The sequence below is a fragment of the Thermosynechococcus sp. B3 genome, assembly GCF_030323045.1.
In the GTDB taxonomy this organism is placed as follows: Bacteria; Cyanobacteriota; Cyanobacteriia; order Thermosynechococcales; family Thermosynechococcaceae; genus Thermosynechococcus.
In genome coordinates, this window is sequence record NZ_CP097584.1 from 146,996 (window position 1) to 162,121 (window position 15,126).

Genomic DNA, 15,126 nt, shown 5'->3' on the forward strand with positions numbered 1-15,126 from the left:
ATGGACGCAACAGCAGTGCCAACTCCTGTCTTTATCTATAGCGATCGCTTCCTCGAACACCGCTGCCGCCAGTTTCACTTTGAGCGACCCGAACGGTTAGTGGCCATCCGTCAACATTTACAGGTGGCATTTCCACGAGCTGAGTGGCGAGAACCTACCCCTGTCGGAGAAGGATTGACACCTTGGCTAGAAAAGGTTCATAGTCGCGTGTATTTAGACCAATTAACGCGGATTGCAGCAGCAGGGGGCGGCTGGCTAGATCCCGATACCTACCTCAATGACCAGAGCGATCGCGTGGCACGATTAGCAGTACAGGCGTGGCTCGATGGGGTGGATTTAGCTGTGCAGCGGCAGCAACCGATTTTTGTTTTGGCACGCCCCCCCGGCCACCATGCGTTGCGGGAGCGGGGAATGGGCTTTTGCCTACTAGCGAATGCAGCCATTGCTGCCCACTATGCCCTCAGTTTGCCAAGGATAAGACGAGTCGCAATTCTCGATTGGGATGTCCACCACGGCAATGGTACCCAAGCACTGGTTCAAGACCATCCTCAGATTGCCTATTGTTCGCTCCATGAGTTTCCTGCCTATCCCTATACGGGGGATGGGGGCGATCGCGGGCACTACAATAACGTCCTTAATCTGCCTCTGCCCAGTGGCTCAACCGGGGCAACCTACCGAAGAGCTTTCCAAGCGGACAACAATGACTATTTCCGAGTATTTCCTAACCATCCTCCCTAGTTGAGTCTTCGCGTTTTCCTATGGCAAACTGGTCTTGACTCCTTAGTCTTTTCTTTATAGAATTAATAAATTGAGTAAATATTGGAAAACTGAAATGGCAACTCCATACAGGGCGATCGTTTTACAGCAACCCTACTTTGCCAAGATGCTATCAACTGCTATTGACCTAGGATTTTGCTTGTGTATTTACCAATTTAGTTCATTTAAGTATCATGGGCAGACTAAAGATTTTTCAAATGTAAACTTTACTATTGAAATCATGGATCATGATGATCTTCAGCACTGTATTTACAATCAAAAATTGCTTACTAGCATACCTCCAGTAGATAGATACATTTTAAATTCAATGGAAATGTACAAGTCAGAAATAATATCTATTATTTCAGAAGTGTTGAAAGATAGTTTGAGAGGCTAGAAAAAAGGGAAGAAATGTCATATTCTTCCCTTAAAAGAAGAAGAAAAAATCAATTTACTATGGCATCTTTTGCAACTCTTGTCAAGTCCATTCTCAATCGGCTCAGCCCCTGTGACTACCCCGTGCTGAACTCTCAATTGTTCTTCAAAATCTGGTTGACCTACGTTCTCGACCAAGGGTTAACCAGTATGAGAGCCTTATTTTATCGCTTGAATCATGCAGGGATTACAGTGGATATGTCCACGTTTTCCAAAGCCAACAAAACTCGGACAACCAGCTTATTTGAGGGGATTTACACTCAACTGATGTCTCAAGCTCAAAAGAGACATCGTACTTCAAGCATGACGCTGTTTCCTATCGATTCAACCATCATTACCCTGACGAGTAAACTCTTTTGGTTCTATAAATATCATCAAGTGAAGTTACTTACGGGATTTGATTTAACAGAGAACATCATGGGTAAAGCGGTGATTTCTTTTGGGGAGAGACATGACCTGAGCTTTCAAGAGGAGATTCTAGAAATGATCCCTGAGAATGCTGTTGTAATCATGGATAGAGGGTTTGCGAGCTGGCAATTTTTAGAGCGACTAAGTGAGAGGAAGTGCCCATTTGTTGTACGTATCAAGAATAACATGAGAATGAAGCTCAATCATGAGAGATATCGCGTGGTTCAATTTTTTGACGAGAATCAAACGGAGTTTCGTATAGCGACAAATCTAAAGGAGCTGAGTGATGAGGAAGTGAGTGAGTTATATCGGCATCGGTGGGCGATTGAGAACCTATGGAAATTTCTGAAGATGCATTTATCATTAGACAAGTTGATTACGAAGAGTTTGAACGGGGTGATAAATCAGATTTATATGGTTTTAATTGCCTATTTAATTTTAGAGCTGGTGGAGATACCTGAATACTTTGGGAAGAAGCTATTAGACAAATTGCGATATTTGCAACTGGAACTCAGTCGTCGCTGCTCAATAGTGCATTGGAGCTTTGATTGGCAGCCAGAGCTACTGGTCACTTAAAATGTTAAGTTTTGTTGCAGGATTCAACACTTCTGCTATTATTTATAGATGGCTTAACTTGTCGTATACACAAGCTAGAGACCAATACTATCAACACTTAAAATTTTGGTCATGGTACTTAAGGGATAGAAAAATTAATCTCTTTTTTGGAGTTGTACCCCATGAAACTTACTATTCACTTATTTATTACCTCTGCAAGCTAATGTCTATAAAAACTATCCTTGTTCACCCCCTAGGAATCTCGGAGTCGTATACACTAATGAGTGACTGGAGAATCCCAGATCCTAGGGTAGATACCTTGTGCCAAAAGCACATCAATGATCCTGATTCTGTGGACATAAGTCGCTGGTCGCCACAGTTTGCCGAGTTTATAAGTAACCAGAAATTCCAAATGCATCCTCCTTACATGAAGCAGACTTTTGATCAGCTAGGTAAAAATAAAATATTGTCATACTTAATGGCTATTAATACCAAGTCTATCAATCCTAATTCAATTAGAAATAAAATGTTAAAATACTTGATGACTATTAGTATTAAGTTTTCATATACCAAGTTAAAATTGACTGGGATTTTGAAAAGAATAGCTAGGATTATAAAAATAACTAGAGTTGTTAAACCAGTAGAAAGAACTTTTAAGTTAGTAAATAGGCATAGACCTAGATTTGGTAACCTATGCTTTGATACTTATTACGAAGGTTTATGTACAATTACAAATAACAGCTGCTTAGATAACGAGCGGTATATTTATGTTCCTCTACATTATCAACCTGAATGTTCCACACTTCCAATGGGCGAGTTTTTTGAGAACCAAAAAATCATGATAGAATGGCTGTCTCACTCAAGACCAGAGGATGTATGGTTATATGTGAGGGAGCACCCAGCTCAGACATACGACCTAAACACCAGTAGATATAGGGAGCCAAGTTTCTACAGCGATATCTTGAGAATCCCTAGAGTAAGGTTAGTTTCTCGTCGCTGTTCTTCTTTTGATTTAATCAAGAATAGTCTTTGTGTTGCGACTATTACTGGAACCGTTACTTTGGAGTCGTTATATCAAGAGAAACCAGTTTTATTTTTTGGCTATCATGTTTATCAGTATGCTCCTGGAGTCTTTCCAATACGTGATTTGAGTGATTGCTCTAACGCTTTGAAAAAAATATGCAACCAAGAATTCGATCTAACAAGAGAAAAGTTTCTTCTTTACTTAAAAGCTTTAGAGAAAAACTGCATAATGAATATAAGCGAAAATGATCAGTATGAGCTAGGAAGAGCAAATGATGAGACTGAAAAAAAATTCTTGGATTCTTTTTTAGAGTTTCTAAATTTTCTAGATTGCTCTTGAGTTTAGTCTTCTTCGACAGCTAGGGTGTTAGTGGCTTCTGGAGACACTACCAATATTCAGAGGCATTTGCGCTGGAGCCCTAGTCTGCAGAGCTTGGGAGCTGAAGCCTTAAGTGATGGCCTCGAAAGGGTGGTGGTAGATTTAACTTTGCGAGAAACGTTGCTGTCTCTGCGAGTCTTTCCCGACGTCTATCCCTACACGTTGGAGCAGGTGCTCGATCCAACATTTCTTTGTGATACAAGTGGCGATTGGAACGACCCAGCCTGACCAAGCGCTTATGTTTTCCCCTGTCTTTATCTATAGCGATCGCTTCCTCGAACACCGCTGCCGCCAGTTTCACTTTGAGCGACCCGAACGGTTAGTGGCCATCCGTCAGCACTTACAGGCAGCATTTCCAGCAGCAGAATGGCGTGAACCTACACCTGTCGGAGAAGGATTAACTCCTTGGTTGGAAAAGGTACATAGTCGGGTGTATTTAGACCAATTAACGCGGATTGCAGCACAAGGGGGCGGCTGGCTAGATCCCGATACCTACCTCAATGACCAGAGCGATCGCGTGGCGCGGTTAGCAGTACAGGCGTGGCTCGATGGGGTGGATTTAGCTGTGCAGCGGCAGCAACCGATTTTTGTTTTGGCACGCCCCCCCGGCCACCATGCGTTGCGGGAGCGGGGAATGGGCTTTTGCCTACTAGCGAATGCAGCCATTGCTGCCCACTATGCCCTCAGTTTGCCAAGGATAAGACGAGTCGCAATTCTCGATTGGGATGTCCACCACGGCAATGGTACCCAAGCACTGGTTCAAGACCATCCTCAGATTGCCTATTGTTCACTTCATGAGTTTCCTGCCTATCCCTGTACGGGGGATGGGGGCGATCGCGGGCACCACAACAACGTCCTCAACTTACCCATGCCCACAGGCTCCACTGGAGCGGCCTATCGCACTGCTTTTCAAGATCAAGTCATGCCCTTTTTGCAGCAATTTGGCGCAGATGTGCTCATCATCAGTGCGGGCTACGATGCCCACCGCGATGATCCCCTTTCTAGCATTGAATTACAGGAGGCAGACTATGGCTGGATGATGCACCAATGCTTGCAGATCACTCACTGTATTGTCATTGGCTTGGAGGGAGGGTACAACCTTAATGCCTTGGGGCGATCAGTAGTCAGTGCTGTCGAGGTAGTTGCTCGCCTCTAAAATCGTCCAAAAAATAAAGCCATTACAGACTTAATAAAATCCTTAAGCCAAAGCCTAACCAAGCCCAAATGAGTTGCATAAATTGAATGTTCAATAACTCTAGCATTAATAAACCTAGGATTAATAAAAATACGTCCCCCTTTTTGTTTTATTTGCCTGTGAAGCTCAACATGTTCACATACTTCTTCGTTATTTTCATTTGTTCCACAATATAAAACATCTAGCAAAATATGTTTCTTATAAATTGCACATCCACCAAATGCAGAATCGACTTCTATCCAATCCTTGCATTTAGATATGTTTAACATTCGGCTATATACAGCAGAGGTTAAAGCTGTATACCTACTAGAGCCGTGGTTTATTAGGAATTGGTAACTCTTCCAGCAGTCATTGGGAGACCATAAATAATGACGCAATGCCCAAATGTCATAATAGGGTCCATTTTGGCAAGCACAACAAACATCCCAATCGCTTCTCTCGAAGCAACTAGAAATAGATTCTTGGGTTAGTTGATCACCTACTTCATCTAGATCAATAACCATGATATATTCAATATTCTCATACTTAGGTGATTCTTTTAGCTTCTGTAGGTATAAATTTCTGCAGTAAGCAAGTCGTTGTGTTCTAAGAGGTATCTTTTCCTGTAGTCTTCCTAAACTAATAAATTCGAAATTTGAAACCAGTTGTTTTAGTTTCAATAACTCAACAATAGTGTCATCTTCACTATCCGATTCAATAATTAACCATTTTGTATCAAAAGCAGATTTTAGATTCTTTTCTAGTTTTAATACTCTTTTTAAGATACTATTTCCAACGTTACGGACTGTTCCAGTGATTAACAGGTTTATCATTGCTGATCACCTTAGTTAGAATTCTTAAAGTTTGAATTAGTTTTCTTGAGGTTATTTAATCATTAAGCATTAAGTAATGATCAGGTAAAGTTCTTGACTGCATTAGTTTCTTGATTATTAAGAATGATGCAAGGCTGATAAATCTAGTTGTTAGAAGGTGAAAAGCAAGTCTATTCAAATTTTTACGAGTAAACATATGTATACCGTTTGAGCTATAAAAGTTCATATTAAGTAAACTTGCTAATTTAGCAAGAGTTTTTGCTTGAAAAAAGCTAATATGCTGGCCTGTTTTAAATACATAATACCACCAGCTGATTGGTGGAGGTGAATCTCCGGAAAAAAGCTCAGTTGTGAAAATAATTGTTTCGGCAGAACTCATTGCAATTGTTTCCTTCATGAAAGTTAATGGATCAACCAAATGTTCCATTACTTCAATAGCTATGACAGCCTTACAACACCCTAGCTCACTAGTATATTCAAAACCGCGTGCAAATAAATTTTGGCAGTACTTATCATTCCAATAGCAATCAAAACCAATATCACGCATTAAGCGAGTTAGTATACCATATCCACCAGCAATATCTAGATACCTGCCTTCCCCTCTTTCATTAAAAAGCCAGTATAAAATTGATGCAACTTTAGGAAGTAAAGATAAATTACGGATCAGAATTCCTGTATCTGCTTTACTTATGGCTGATGAATATGCTTCACCTAACCAAAAGGGATCATCAGCTTTTAGATAGCCACATGTTTTACAGAAGTAATATTTAGCAAAATACTTATCTAATACTTGATGAGAAAAGCAAAACTCTAGGCTACTCCCACAAATAGGACATATTTTATTAAGCTGATAATATGTACTCATTTTTACAATTACTACTCCCTAAGAACTTGATTTAAAAAATAAAAAACGATAAAGTTTTTCCTTGAATAGCCTAATTACACTCAATGGCGAGTGTATAAACTTACCACCAAAATGCTCATTGAAGGTATACTTATCTGCTTCTACATCAACAGCCACTTCACTTGGATGTTGAATCTCTCCTATTGGAAAAACGGGCAAGTTTGCATGAATATGACCTGCAGTCTTTGTATGAGTTGCATCAGAACCAAAACCAATATTACTTACAAGATTAACATTGGGTGTTGCCGTTAACCCGCCATGATACCAGACACAGGCCGTCCATTGATAGTCCCATGTATTAATCTCACTTGAATACACTCGATTAAAAATCTTACGCCAGTATCCCTCCTCAACAGAGTTAAAGTGAAGATTTTGCCACGCTGATGATTTGCTCCACGCCGGCCAAAATGAGATGTTTACGTCGTATTTAGACCATGCCCGTTTCCACGTAGCCCAACCCCAGCAGTGATTATATTTAGAGAAATAATAGCTAGCTTTTCCACGCCACTGCCCATCCTGAAAGTTGTTTCCCGTGATAACCCAAACCCGTTCGTCTTGTTCGTAGTATTCAAGCAATTCATCACAAAACCTAAAAAAGTCAGGATGGGGCAAACAGTCATCTTCTAGAATAATCCCCTTTTCTTCGTGCTCAAAAAACCAAGTAATAGCACTACTGACCGCTATCTTACACCCTAAGTTCTTCTCGCGAAACAAAGTATTAACTTCACAAGGCCAATCAACCTGTGTCGCAATTTCCCTCGCCTGCGCAACCTTCTCAGCTTCCTCTTCTCGATCTGCCCTAGGTCCATCAGCAGCCACATATAACCTTGGTGGCCGAGCCTGACGAATCGCCTCAAAAACTCGTTGTGTCGTATGAGGACGATTGAAAATGAGAAAAAGAACTGCTTTACTCAGCTTATACTCCATTTGCATCACTAAAGAGTTCATAAATTTGTTCAGCACTATTTAATCTTACAAAGCTACCATCTGTTGGTTCTATTGAATAACCGAATTTCTTCTCAGCTTCTATGGGCGACATATTTGAAAAATCCACTGCTATACCAATAATTCCACCGCTCTTAATTACCCTAATCATTTCAGAAGCTGCCTTTTCAGGATTTTTGCTGTATGAGATAGTCCAGCCGCATATTATTACATCAAAGGAACTATCTTCATAGGGCATAGAGTGCATATCTCCAAGATCAATTAGAGGTGAGTAGCTTATTAAGTCTAGGCCTTTAACATTTTTGAAACCCCAACTGAATAATCGAAGTAAGTCGTTTTCAGTTCTTGGCCCAATCACTAGAATTGAAGACTCAGGAAACACTGTTTCTATACCCAATAATGGTACAATGAGTTTATTCATTCGAGGCATTAAAAAGTCTAATTTATGATTTTTAACTGACTTCATATTGTGAAATATAGTCAACTCAAATGCATTATCTGATTCTAATGACTTAATTCCGCGAGTTAGAGCAAAATATTTCAAACGAAGGGAGCCAATAAAAAATCTGACATAGTCAATTCTTAAAAACTGACATAATGAGTTACTAACTTTAGATTTAATCTTTTTCAGAAAATATCGCATTTCAACTCCTTTTTATAAATTGAAATAACCGGGTCAATTTTAGCTTCATTTCATATAATCTCGAAAAGATCTGATTTTCATAGGATAAATGCTCGTCCACAAATTTACCCTGAAATAAGTTATAAGGCTTGTAGTACGAAAATAAGTTTCCATAAAGCATATAATAATATCCAAAAGGAAGTGAGTTTTTAGTCTCTTTAGGTTCAAGTTTTTTCAAAGATAAGTAGTCCCTTAGCTCCTGCAACGATGATGGCTCGTAAGTACAGTCTAATCCTTTGTAAGTAGCATCACCAATAGTAATCACAGGTTTACCAAGATAGGCTGCTTCTACTCCCATAGTTGAGCCATAAACAATAATCAGATCAGAGTTTTTAGCTAGGGCATAGGAATCAACCAGAGAGTAACTAGGTACTACCAATACATTCTTACCATTAAGGTTATTCCAAGAATCTCTCAGTTTCTGACTCTTTTGTTCTTTATGAGGATGAACACGTATAACTAGCTCTACGTCATCTAGTTGTGCTGCATAATTTATAAGCCAATGAATTGATTCAATTTGTGACTTAAAAATAGGATGTTCTATTGAATCTTCAACATAGATATATTCATCGTCACTGGAACTATAATACGTCCATCTATACTTTTTACTTTTTTCAGGAATCATCCCTTTTATCTGTTTTTCTGTGAAAGAAACCCAGCCGATTCCTTCACCTTTTATTTTTCTTAAAAAGTAAGATTCTGCTATTTCTTCTTTATTTTGATCTTGAGAAAGCTCCCACATTTCCTTTATTGATGCCCTAATAGCCTTAAAGTCATGGGGAGACTTATCCGATAAATAGTATCGCTCTTTTGTTGCGCCTCTTTCATGATATAGTAGAGGTATTGAATATTTTTTACATACATCAACAATTGGTTTCGAACAAGCAAATCTTCCATTATATGTTATGACTTTAAGAGGATTAAAACATTTAATTAATCTTTCTGCTGTCAGATATGTAGCGATTGCTGACTTGAAGTACCGCTCGATTAAGTTTTTATTGATATAGGGTTCTGGATCTTTCATGTATGAAACATAGGAGCTTGCAACTCCCATACCAATCTTAAAATCATCTATTCTTATTTCTTTTATCGATTGAATATCATTACAGTTATCAATTTGATTCTGGATCTTCTCAAAGATTAATTTAGTTGATACTTCATCAGGAATTTCTATCCAGCAATTTTCAATACCATATCTATTAAGAACTCTAAAGAGAGCTCTTACACGATTTTGACGACTTCTAGGAATAAATAATTTAGGTTTTGGAATATAGTCATCAGGATTATCTACATCAATGAATGCAATACCAACCTCAAGATCATTTGTTTTTTTGAGTTCAATAGCAATCTCACCAGAGGTTTCTAAGTGAGGACAGTAGGCAAACGTTTCTATCAGTAATATATCTACGGCCATTTTTACCTTTTATGTAGTAAACTTGATGATTAACAAACTTAAAATTTGTGCACTGAATTTAGCTGGAGTCACTTCGGATCGAAGTATAAGATATTCAGACTAGGAAACTTTGTCTTTTGTACAGTTTCAAAACTGTACTTTGTTCTTCATCATAAAGTAAATATGTAGGTTTGGTTACAATTCTATGCTGAAGATTAGCACGATCGCAAGAGGTAAAGTCCGTGTACAATAGGCTTCCTAGGCTGAGGAACTCAAAATTTATAGCTATGCGGATGCCGTAGAGGGTCTATAGGATGTCTCAAGGACTGACAAGAGAGAGTAGCATACTGGTGACGGGGGGTACAGGGTCGTTTGGCCGTGCCTTTGTCAAGGAGGTGTTGCGGCAGTTCCCTGATATTCGACGTCTCGTCATTTTTAGCCGTGACGAGCTAAAGCAGTTCGAGATGGCTCAGGAGTTCCCCTACCAAAAGTATCCAGGTATCCGCTACTTCATTGGCGATGTTAGGGATCGCGATCGCCTACGCCGGGCTCTGAACAAGGTCGATATTGTGGTTCATGCGGCTGCCCTGAAGCAAGTGCCTGCGGCGGAATACAACCCCATTGAGTTTATTCGCACCAATGTCATGGGGGCCGAAAACGTCATTCAAGCCTGCCTCGACACCGGTGTCAAGCAAGTCATTGCCCTCTCCACCGACAAGGCGGCTGCCCCCATCAACCTCTACGGGGCAACAAAGCTCTGTAGTGACAAACTCTTCATTGCTGCCAATAACTTTGCGGGTCGTGATCTGCGGTTCAGTGTGGTTCGCTACGGCAACGTCATGGGGTCACGAGGCTCCGTGATTCCTTTTTTCTTGAAAAAGCGCTGTGAGGGCTGCCTACCAATTACGGATCCAGCCATGACTCGCTTCAATATCTCCCTCCAAGAGGGGGTAGAAATGGTACTGTGGGCACTGCAGCACAGTTGGGGGGGCGAAATCTTTGTGCCGAAAATTCCCTCCTACCGCATTCTCGATGTTGCAGAGGCGATTTGCCCGGAATGTGAGCAACAGTTTGTGGGTATCCGTCCAGGGGAAAAGATCCACGAAGAGATGATTACCACTTCCGATTCTTATACCACGGTTGATTTGGGTCAATACTATGCCATTTTGCCAACTCAGGGACGCTTCACGCTAGAAGAGTACTGTGCCCAAACAGGGGCAACACGGGTTAAACCGGGCTTCAGCTATAATTCTGGCACCAACGATCGCTTCCTTAGTGTCGAGGAGCTACGCGCCCTGATTCGCCAACACGTTGACCCGCACTTTGTTCCAGGCAGGGCCTAAATGGGCACAATTCCCTACGGTCGCCAAGACATTACACCAGAGGATATTGCGGCTGTCGTTGACGTCCTGCAATCGGACTGGCTGACCCAAGGCCCCAAGGTTCCCGAGTTTGAAGCAGCACTGGCCAGTTGTTGTGGTGCACGGTATGCCGTTGTGGTTAGTAGTGCCACAGCAGCGCTTCACCTCGCCTGTATTGCAGCGGGGCTACAGGGGGGCGATCGCCTGTGGACATCGCCGATTACTTTTGTGGCCTCCGCCAATTGTGGCCTTTACTGTGGTGCCACGGTGGATTTTGTTGATATTGACCCCCACACCTATAACCTGAGTGTTTCTGCCCTTGCCGACAAGCTAGCAATGGCCAAAAAGCAAGGGACGCTTCCCAAGGTCGTCATTCCTGTTCATTTGGCAGGGCAATCCTGTGAGATGGCTGCCCTTGCTGAATTGGCGCAGACCTATGGCTTTATGCTTATTGAAGATGCCTCCCATGCCCTTGGGGGTCAGTACCGTGGCCGGCCCATTGGCTGCTGTGAATTCTCGACGATGGCGGTTTTTAGCTTTCATCCCGTCAAGATTATCACCACGGGTGAAGGCGGTGCCGTTCTCACCAATGATCCAGACCTCTACCAGCGCCTTATCCGTCTGCGCAGCCACGGCATTACCCGCGATCCCCAACAAATGGTGAGCGACTCCCACGGCCCTTGGTACTACCAACAACTGGAACTGGGCTTTAACTACCGCATGACCGACCTCCAAGCCGCCCTCGGCCTACGGCAACTGCAACGCCTCGATCTATTTGTCGAGCGGCGGCGTTTTTTAGCCCAACGCTACCATCAATACCTTGCTGATTTGCCCCTCACGCTCCCCTTTCAGCATCCTGACACCCGCTCCAGTTGGCATCTGTACATCATTCGCCTGAAGCGAGACCAGATTCAAACTTCCCATCGCGAAGTCTTTGAAGCCCTGCGCGCCCTTGGGATTGGGGTGAATCTGCACTATATTCCTGTACATACCCAACCCTACTATCAGCAATTGGGCTTTCAATGGGGAGACTTTCCCAACGCCGAAGCCTACTACCAAGAAGCGATTAGCTTGCCACTGTATTATGGACTGACCCTTGCTCAACAGGATCAAGTGATTCAGGCACTCAAGCAAGTCTTGGCTTAAGGCCGTGACGCCAACAGTCCCTCCCCTAGAATTGAAAATAGCTCAGGTAAAAGCATGTCATGGAGCAGGCAGAGATTATTGCCCTCATTCAACAGGAGCTACCTCGGCTCGTGGCTCAAGATCCCAGCCTGAGGGACTTTGTCCTGCGCACAGTCTCAGAATTATCCCTTCCCCGTCGTGAGGCAGATATTAAGTTCGATCGCATCCTAGAGGAACTGCGGCGCGATCGCGAGGAACAAGCCCGTCGTTGGGAGGAAGAAAATCGTAAATGGGAAGCACAAGTCCGCAGATGGGAGGAACAGGATCGCCGCTGGCATGAGCAACTTGCAGAAATTCGGCGTCTGGATAAACGGTTTGAGAGTACGATAGGTGCCCTAGGTGCTCGCTGGGGCATTGCCTCTAAAACAAGTTTTCGGAAGGCACTTGCTGGGATCTTGACGGAATCCTTTGGGGTTGAAGCCTCTGGGACCATGAGCGCGAGGTCTTTGGTCGTCCGGATCAGGTGGAACTAGACTTGATCATCAAGAATGGTCTCACGATCGCCTGTGAAATTAAATCTTCAATTGACAAGGCAGGGATGTATATCTTTGATCGCAAGGTGAATTTTTATGCACGGCACCACCAACGCCAAATTGACCGTAAAATCGTGATTTTGCCAATGGTAGATGATCGAGCACGACCGGTTGCCGCAGCATTGGGAATAGAAATTTATCGCTATGCCGATGCTGTAGAGGGTCTATAGGCTCTCCCGGACACTAACAAGGGGAAGAGGGGGGCACAGAGTCATCGTGGGGATCGGGTACAGGGTCATAGCCGCCGGCAGCAAAGGGGTGGCAGCGCAAAATACGACGAATGGCTAAATAGGTTCCCTTGACTGCTCCAAATCGGGCGATCGCCTCAATCGCATAGACAGAACAAGTGGGCGTATAGCGACAGGTGGGCAAAAATAACGGCGAAATCCAATGCTGATAAGCGCGAATCAAAAAGATCAGTGCTTTGCTTAGCCAGTTGTCCACAGCCTTTGCCTACAAGGTATCCCAATTATACCCAGGTTAATGGGGGCGAAATAGATGGTGATGTTCTGGACTATAGAGGCAGGAGCGCAATGAGCCATGGCCTTGATGTTGTACTGCCAGTGCTGGACTGATCAGGTAAAGGGTGGTGCGCGTCAAGTGCTGCTGCTGACTGAATGATGCCATTTCAGCCAAGGGAACGAGCCACAACTGCTCATCGGACCATCCCAAGCGGTAGCCCACAGCAACTGGGGTTTCGGGTGGATAGTGCTGAAGCAAATCTCGCTGAGCACGGTGGACACAATTCGCACTCAGGTAGAGGCAAAGGCTGGCTTTGTGGGCGGCTAGACTGGCCAATTCTTCTGTTGGTGGGACGCGTGTACGGCCACTGGCACGGGTGAGGATAATTGTCTGTACCAATTCGGGTAGGGTGAGTTCGGCATTAAGGCGGGCGGCAGCCAATTGATAGGCACTGATGCCGGGGACAACTTCAACGGTAATGCCTGCTTCGGCGAGGCGGGCAATCTGCTCGTGAATGGCACTGTAGAGGCTAGGGTCTCCCGATTGCAACCGTACCACTTTTTTACCCGCTTGGACTGCTTCAACCATCAGCGGAATCATTTCTTCAAGAGTCATTGCGGCTGTGGGAATACAGGTGGCACTCGGCGGTGCAAACTGCAAAATCCCCGTCGGCACAAGAGAATCGGCATAGAAAATCACATCGGCCTCTTGAATCAGCCGTTGTCCCTTGAGGGTGAGTAATTCTGGATCACCGGGGCCAGCACCCACAAAGTAAACCCCAGCCGAGGTCTGTCTTTTTAGCACTACACTGCACCTGATTATTCCCCTTACTAAGATTAACTTTTGCCGGTAACACAAGTTATGTCAGGATCAAGACAGGTCAGTTTAAGAGGCAGCGAATCATGAGCGGCAAACGAATTCTCATGCTTGTGGGTGACTATGTAGAAGATTACGAAGTGATGGTGCCGTTCCAAGCCCTCCAAATGGTGGGTCATACCGTGCATGCTGTCTGCCCTGATAAAGTTGCTGGGGACATTGTTCGCACGGCAGTTCACGATTTTGAGGGGGATCAAACCTATAGTGAAAAGCGGGGACATAACTTTACCCTCAATGCCACCTTTGCAGAGATTGACCCCGTTACCTACGATGCACTAGTGGTGCCGGGGGGGCGCGCCCCAGAGTATTTGCGCCTCAATCCACGGGTACTGGAAATCACCAAGCACTTCGGCGAGAGCCAAAAACCGATTGCAGCCATTTGTCACGGCCTCCAACTGTTGGCGGCAGCAGGCGTTCTTGCGGGCAAAACCTGTACGGCCTATCCGGCCTGTGGTCCTGAGGTCGTGAGTGCTGGGGGTAACTTTACCAGTGTGGCAGTGGATGCAGTCGTAGTGGATGGCAATCTGGTCACGGCGCCCGCTTGGCCTGCCCATCCCCAGTGGTTGGCGGCATTTTTAGAGATTTTGGGAACAACGATTAGCCACCGACCCTTGGCAGCAGTGTAGGATCACCGTGGCATGGCGATCGCCCTCAGCCAAATTGCCCAATATCTCCAACGGCACCAACTGAACTATCGGTTGAATGCGGCCAACCACCAAATTATTACGGGCGTCAACGGTGATCACCTTGAGCGATTTATCGTCGTCATTGAGCTAGATGAGGGAGGTGAGTTTTTTAAGCTCTATGCCCCCAATCTTTTGCCGGGGATTAAAACCCACCAGTTTCGTGATGCCATTTTGCAAACGCTACTGTGCATTTCGTGGCAGACAAAAATGTTGCAGTGGGAGTACGACCCCAACACCGGTGAAGTGCGTGCCATGATTGAATTCCCCATTGAGGATAGCACCCTCACCGAGCGGCAATTTTTTCGCTGCTTGGGGGCACTCGTGGAAATCGTTGACAATACAGTGCCTCGGCTGCGGCAGTTGGTTCAAAAAGAACCGCCCGCTCCAGATACAGATTTGGCCATGGGGGAACGTCTCCTGCTGACGATTCAGGAAGAAGCACCGGGGCTATTGGATCTCATTGCCCAAGCTCTTGAAGCCCGCCGCCAACGGGGTCGGGTCAGTTTGAATTTAGAGAATTTAGACACCTAAGTTTA

Annotated in this window: 17 protein-coding genes and 1 pseudogene; 11 read left to right on the plus strand and 7 right to left on the minus strand. The window is 44.0% G+C overall.

The window, feature by feature from the left end:
* The 6 genes from M0646_RS00730 (at nt 1) to M0646_RS00750 (ending at nt 4,712) form a co-directional block, all read left to right on the plus strand.
* Entirely contained in the window at nt 1-738 is a 738-nt protein-coding gene (locus tag M0646_RS00730; protein ID WP_286626153.1) for a histone deacetylase, read from the plus strand.
* Between the two features lie 94 nt (nt 739-832).
* Complete coding sequence (locus tag M0646_RS00735) at nt 833-1,153, plus strand: hypothetical protein (protein ID WP_286626154.1); 321 nt, start codon at nt 833-835, stop codon at nt 1,151-1,153.
* Nucleotides 1,154-1,167: 14 nt separating this feature from the next.
* A complete protein-coding gene (locus M0646_RS00740; protein ID WP_399373867.1) occupies nt 1,168-2,175 on the plus strand; it encodes a transposase in 1,008 nt (335 codons plus the stop codon).
* 259 nt (nt 2,176-2,434) lie between these two features.
* Nucleotides 2,435-3,517, plus strand: coding sequence for a hypothetical protein (locus M0646_RS00745; RefSeq protein ID WP_286649762.1), 1,083 nt, complete (start codon nt 2,435-2,437; stop codon nt 3,515-3,517).
* Nucleotides 3,518-3,547: 30 nt separating this feature from the next.
* Nucleotides 3,548-3,784: a DUF29 family protein gene (locus M0646_RS13185; protein ID WP_399374057.1), complete on the plus strand. Its 237-nt coding sequence runs from the start codon at nt 3,548-3,550 to the stop codon at nt 3,782-3,784.
* Nucleotides 3,785-3,794: 10 nt separating this feature from the next.
* Complete coding sequence (locus M0646_RS00750) at nt 3,795-4,712, plus strand: histone deacetylase (RefSeq protein ID WP_286626156.1); 918 nt, start codon at nt 3,795-3,797, stop codon at nt 4,710-4,712.
* On the opposite strand, the gene M0646_RS00755 is transcribed toward M0646_RS00750, so the two are convergent.
* From M0646_RS00755 to M0646_RS00775, 5 genes are read right to left on the minus strand one after another with little or no spacing between them, the layout of a single operon-like run.
* Nucleotides 4,709-5,563, minus strand: a complete 855-nt coding sequence (locus tag M0646_RS00755; protein WP_286626157.1) for a hypothetical protein — start codon at nt 5,561-5,563, stop codon at nt 4,709-4,711. The two genes, M0646_RS00750 and M0646_RS00755, sit on opposite strands and share 4 nt — an antisense overlap.
* A 55-nt stretch (nt 5,564-5,618) precedes the next feature.
* The gene (locus tag M0646_RS00760) at nt 5,619-6,428 is read right to left on the minus strand and encodes a class I SAM-dependent methyltransferase (protein WP_286626159.1); all 810 of its coding nucleotides are present in this window, start codon (nt 6,426-6,428) and stop codon (nt 5,619-5,621) included.
* Nucleotides 6,429-6,446: 18 nt separating this feature from the next.
* Nucleotides 6,447-7,415 carry a glycosyltransferase family 2 protein gene (locus M0646_RS00765; protein ID WP_286626161.1) on the minus strand — a complete coding sequence of 323 codons (969 nt, stop codon included), beginning with the start codon at nt 7,413-7,415 and terminating at the stop codon, nt 6,447-6,449.
* A complete protein-coding gene (locus M0646_RS00770; RefSeq protein ID WP_286626163.1) occupies nt 7,384-8,055 on the minus strand; it encodes a class I SAM-dependent methyltransferase in 672 nt (223 codons plus the stop codon). The genes M0646_RS00765 and M0646_RS00770 overlap by 32 nt, the downstream gene beginning before the upstream one ends.
* A 1-nt stretch (nt 8,056) precedes the next feature.
* Entirely contained in the window at nt 8,057-9,508 is a 1,452-nt protein-coding gene (locus M0646_RS00775; RefSeq protein ID WP_286626164.1) for a DUF354 domain-containing protein, read from the minus strand.
* 293 nt (nt 9,509-9,801) lie between these two features.
* On the opposite strand from M0646_RS00775, the gene pseB reads away from it, so the two are divergent.
* The 3 genes and pseudogenes from pseB (at nt 9,802) to M0646_RS00790 (ending at nt 12,736) form a co-directional block, all read left to right on the plus strand.
* Nucleotides 9,802-10,830, plus strand: a complete 1,029-nt coding sequence (pseB, locus tag M0646_RS00780; protein ID WP_286626165.1) for a UDP-N-acetylglucosamine 4,6-dehydratase (inverting) — start codon at nt 9,802-9,804, stop codon at nt 10,828-10,830.
* Nucleotides 10,831-11,994, plus strand: coding sequence for a UDP-4-amino-4,6-dideoxy-N-acetyl-beta-L-altrosamine transaminase (pseC, locus tag M0646_RS00785; protein ID WP_286626167.1), 1,164 nt, complete (start codon nt 10,831-10,833; stop codon nt 11,992-11,994).
* Between the two features lie 59 nt (nt 11,995-12,053).
* A pseudogene (locus tag M0646_RS00790) lies at nt 12,054-12,736 on the plus strand (PD-(D/E)XK nuclease family protein).
* 13 nt (nt 12,737-12,749) lie between these two features.
* On the opposite strand, the gene yidD reads toward M0646_RS00790, so the two are convergent.
* Both yidD and cobM read right to left on the minus strand, forming a co-directional pair.
* Nucleotides 12,750-13,010 (minus strand): membrane protein insertion efficiency factor YidD, encoded by a 261-nt coding sequence (gene yidD, locus M0646_RS00800; protein WP_286626169.1) that lies wholly within the window; start codon nt 13,008-13,010, stop codon nt 12,750-12,752.
* 36 nt (nt 13,011-13,046) lie between these two features.
* Nucleotides 13,047-13,832, minus strand: coding sequence for a precorrin-4 C(11)-methyltransferase (gene cobM / locus M0646_RS00805; protein WP_286626170.1), 786 nt, complete (start codon nt 13,830-13,832; stop codon nt 13,047-13,049).
* Nucleotides 13,833-13,930: 98 nt separating this feature from the next.
* On the opposite strand from cobM, the gene M0646_RS00810 reads away from it, so the two are divergent.
* Nucleotides 13,931-14,530: a DJ-1/PfpI family protein gene (locus M0646_RS00810; RefSeq protein ID WP_286626171.1), complete on the plus strand. Its 600-nt coding sequence runs from the start codon at nt 13,931-13,933 to the stop codon at nt 14,528-14,530.
* Between the two features lie 12 nt (nt 14,531-14,542).
* Nucleotides 14,543-15,121, plus strand: coding sequence for a hypothetical protein (locus M0646_RS00815; RefSeq protein WP_286626172.1), 579 nt, complete (start codon nt 14,543-14,545; stop codon nt 15,119-15,121).
* The last annotated feature ends 5 nt before the right edge of the window (nt 15,122-15,126 follow it).